General features: G+C 63.3%; 2 protein-coding genes and 1 pseudogene. All 3 read left to right on the forward strand.

Features of this window, described 5'->3' with window-relative positions; all coding sequences use genetic code 11:
• Window positions 1-225 (forward strand): annotated as a pseudogene (locus EN991_RS25815) (glycosyltransferase family 4 protein); the annotation flags it as partial.
• Window positions 226-275: 50 nt separating this feature from the next.
• Entirely contained in the window at window positions 276-2438 is a 2163-nt protein-coding gene (locus EN991_RS25820; RefSeq protein ID WP_127369826.1) for an amylo-alpha-1,6-glucosidase, read from the forward strand.
• A 142-nt stretch (window positions 2439-2580) separates the two neighbouring features.
• Window positions 2581-4137: trehalose-6-phosphate synthase (locus EN991_RS25825; protein ID WP_164769369.1), on the forward strand; the 1557-nt coding region annotated here is incomplete at its 3' end.

Here is a 4137-nt window from a genome sequence, read left to right on the forward strand (position 1 = left end):
TGGAGTTGCGGTGCGCTGCCGGAGATCATCGATCAAGGCGTCACCGGTTTTATCGCTGACACAATGGATAGCGCGGTCGCTGCGGTGCCGGACTTGCTGCAACTCGACAGGCGAAAGGTGAGGACCGTTTTCGAAAAGCGGTTCTCCGCCCGAAGAATGGCCGGCGACTATCTGGCCGCCTATGCGGGCCTGATCGGCGTCCCGAGCACGGCGAAGGCGTCTTGAGCAGCGACGTGCTCGAGCCACGGCAACGAAACAACAGGGATCTTTGACGAATGGCCCAACTCGATGAGCGCCAGCTCGATCCTGCGGTTGCGCTTGCATCGCTCGACGCCACCGCCCCTCGCGAGCCGCATCGGTTGTTTGCGCTCAAGCAGGGCGATTGCTTCGCCGTTGCCGACGCCTATGGCGACATACGTGGCGCCGGCGACGGTTTCTTTCGCGACGACACGCGGGTCCTTTCCGAGTTCCGGCTGACCGTCGGCGGCAGGCAGACATCTCTGCTCGGCGCCTCGCTCAGCCAGGACAATGTGCTGTTCACCACCAATTTGACCAATCTGCCGATACAGAGCGCCGGTGGACGCGACATCCCGCAGGGAGCCATTCACATCGAACGCGTCAGACTGCTTTGGCAGGACAGGCTGTTTGAACGCATCACCCTTTCCAATTACAGCCGGGAACACTCGACGATCAGCGTTTCCCTGCACTACTCCGCCGATTTCCGCGACATGTTCGAAGTGCGTGGCTCGACACGGCTGAAGCGCGGGCTGGCCCATGCCGCCGAAACAAACGCGACGTCGGTCCTGCTGCGCTATGATGGGCTCGATGGCCTGGCCCGCCTCTCGGCGATATCGTTCTCGCAGGCGCCGGACCAACTGAGTGCCAACCGTGCCGATTTCCTGATCGCCGTGACCAAGCGCAGCAGGAAGGTGCTTTATGTCGAGGTCGGTCCCGAGGTGGCCGACAAGCCCGACCGCGACCGGTTCCGCGCCGCTGCCGCCCGCGCCCGCTTTGGCATGCGGGCCAAACGTCGCCATGGCGCGACGGTGCGCAGCTCGGGCCGTGTCTTCAACGACTGGGTCGAGCGCGCTCGCGCCGATGTCGCGTTGCTGACCACCGAGCTGGCGACCGGCCCCTATCCCTATGCCGGCATCCCCTGGTTCTCGACGGCGTTCGGCCGCGATGGCGTCATTTCGGCGCTGCAGATGCTGTGGCTCAATCCGGGCCTGGCGCGGGGCGTGCTGGCCTTTCTGGCCCAGCATCAGGCGACCGAGACATCGCCGTTCAGCGATTCCCAGCCGGGCAAGATCATGCACGAGACCCGCAAGGGCGAAATGGTGGCGCTGCGGGAGCTTCCCTTCGGCCGCTACTACGGTGGCGTCGATACGACACCGCTCTACATCTATCTTGCCTGTGCCTACGCCGATCGTACCGGTGACATGGCGTTCATCGACGGCTTGTGGCCGTCGCTGTGCGCCGCGGCCGAATGGACGGAGAAGGCGGGCCGGGAGACCGGATTTGTGACTTACCAGCGAGCGGCCGAGTCCGGCCTCGCCAACCAGGGATGGAAGGACAGTTTCGATTCGGTCTTCCATGCCGATGGCCGCATTCCCAAGGGCCCGATCGCCCTTGTCGAAGTGCAGGGCTACGTCTTTGCCGCCTTCCGGGGGCTGGCGGCACTTGCCCGTCGCCGGGGCGAGAACGACAGGGCCGACCACTGGGATGATCGCGCCGAAGCGATGCGGGTTGCCGTGGAACGGGATTTCTGGCTTGACGATCTCGGCTTCTATGCGCTGGCAATCGACGGTGCCGGCGAGCCCTGCAAGGTGCGGACCTCGAATGCGGGGCATCTGCTCTTTGTCGGATTGCCTGAGCCGGCGCGGGCCCAGATGGTGGCTGACCAGCTGCTTTCCGCCTCCTTCCATTCGGGCTGGGGACTGCGGACGCTCGCCGACGATGCCGTGTTCTTCAATCCGATGTCGTACCACAATGGCTCGATCTGGCCGCACGATACCGCCCTTTGCGGTGCCGGGCTGGCGCGCTATGGCGAGCGCGAAAGCGTGGTTCGCCTGATGAGCGGCACGTTCGAATCCGCGGTCCATTTCAACATGCGGCTGCCCGAACTGTTCTGCGGTTTTACACGTGCGCCGGGCGAAGCACCCATCGCCTATCCCGTCGCCTGCCTGCCGCAAGCGTGGTCGGCGGGCTCCGCTTTCATGTTGATGCAGGCCTGTCTTGGCCTGGAGATCGACGGCTGGGAGGGTGAGATTCGCGTCGGCCGCCCCAGGCTGCCGATCGGCATCGACACGCTGACACTGCGGCACCTGGGCGTCGGCGACCGGGTCGTCGATCTCACCTTCCAGCGCGTCGGCGACCGGGTCGTCGCTTTCCTGGCCGACCGCCATGAAGGGCTGGTGCCGCTCATAGTAAGAACATGATCCGAACAAAATTGGCGGAACCGATCCAGGCCTTGTGCGTTGCAAAAACACTGGTCCGAACGCCGACCACGTGGCCGGCGGACCGTTTCAAACGGGAAACACGAACAAACGGTCGCCGACGGCCGGGGTGAGTTGACGTTCAATGACAAACTACGGTGCGGACCTGCTCTGGGTTCTGATTTTCGCGAGCCTCGGTTTTTCCGCTCTTGCCGTATTCCTCTCCATATCGCGGCACCGTCGCCGTCATCCTCCTGCCGTCCCACATACGGCAGGCGAAGATGTGGCCGCGGAGGCCGCGCGCAAGGTGATACGGGAGTTCGAAAAGAACGGCCAATCGGCCGATGCCGCGCTGGTGACCTGGTCGCCAGAAACATTGCGCAAGATCCTGGCCGACGATCTGCCCGATGCGCAGGTTATCGTGGTGTCCAATCGCGAGCCGTACATCCACAATGTGAAGGACGACGGCGTCGAGTTGCTCGTCCCGGCCAGCGGGCTGGTGTCGGCGCTCGAGCCCATTACCCGCGCCTGTGCGGGCACCTGGATCGCCTATGGCGGCGGAACGGCGGACCGCCTTACCGTCGACGACCACGATCGCGTGCAGGTGCCGCCTGGCAACCCGTCCTACACGCTGCGCCGGGTCTGGCTGACGGAGGAAGAGCATCAGGGCTATTATCTCGGTTTCGCCAATGAGGGCCTTTGGCCGCTTTGCCATATCGCCTTCACCCGGCCGATTTTTCGCGCCTCCGACTGGGCTGCCTATGAAGCCGTCAACCGGAAGTTTGCAGATACGGTGGTTGCCGAGGCGCGCAACGAGCGGCCGATCGTGCTGGTCCAGGATTACCATTTCGCGCTGCTGCCGCGCATGATCCGAGAGCGCTTACCGGAGGCGATCGTCATCACTTTCTGGCACATCCCGTGGCCAAATTCGGAAGTGTACAGCATCTGCCCATGGCGTGAACGCATCCTCGAAGGCCTGCTCGGCAGCTCGATCATCGGCTTCCACACCCAGTTCCATGCCAACAATTTCACCGAAAGCGTCGATCGCTTCCTGGAAAGCCGCATCGAGCGGGCCGATGCGGCCATCTCCTACGGCGGACGGACCACATTGGTGCACGCCTATCCCATCTCGATAGAATGGCCGGCGGACCTGCTGGCGAAACTTCCCGCTGTCGACGATTGCCGCGCTCGCATGCGCGAGAGGTTCGGCCTTAAAGCGGATGTGAAGCTGGCCGTCGGGGTCGAGCGCCTCGATTATACCAAGGGCATTCTCGATCGGTTTCACGCTTTGAACGAATTGTTCAAGCGACAGCCTGAGTGGATCGGAAAACTGGTCTTTCTGCAGATCGCGGCACCCAGCCGCGGCACGCTGCCCGCCTACAAGCTGCTCCATGACGAGTGCCACCGTTATGCCGAAGAGCTCAACCGGCGTTATGGCAGCGAGGGCTACAGGCCGGTGATCATGGTGGCCGAACATCACTCGCAAGAACAGGTCTACGAGATCTATCGGGCCGCCGACATATGCATGGTCACCAGCCTGCATGACGGCATGAACCTCGTCGCAAAGGAATTCGTCGCCGCGCGCGACGACGAGCAGGGCGTTTTGATGCTCAGCACATTCGCCGGCGCCTCGCGTGAATTGCTGGAGGCGCTGATCGTCAACCCTTACGATGCCGCCATGATGAGCGGAGCGCTGTTGCAG

The organism is Mesorhizobium sp. M7A.F.Ca.US.005.03.2.1 (genome assembly GCF_003997795.1).
GTDB lineage: Bacteria > Pseudomonadota > Alphaproteobacteria > Rhizobiales > Rhizobiaceae > Mesorhizobium > Mesorhizobium ciceri.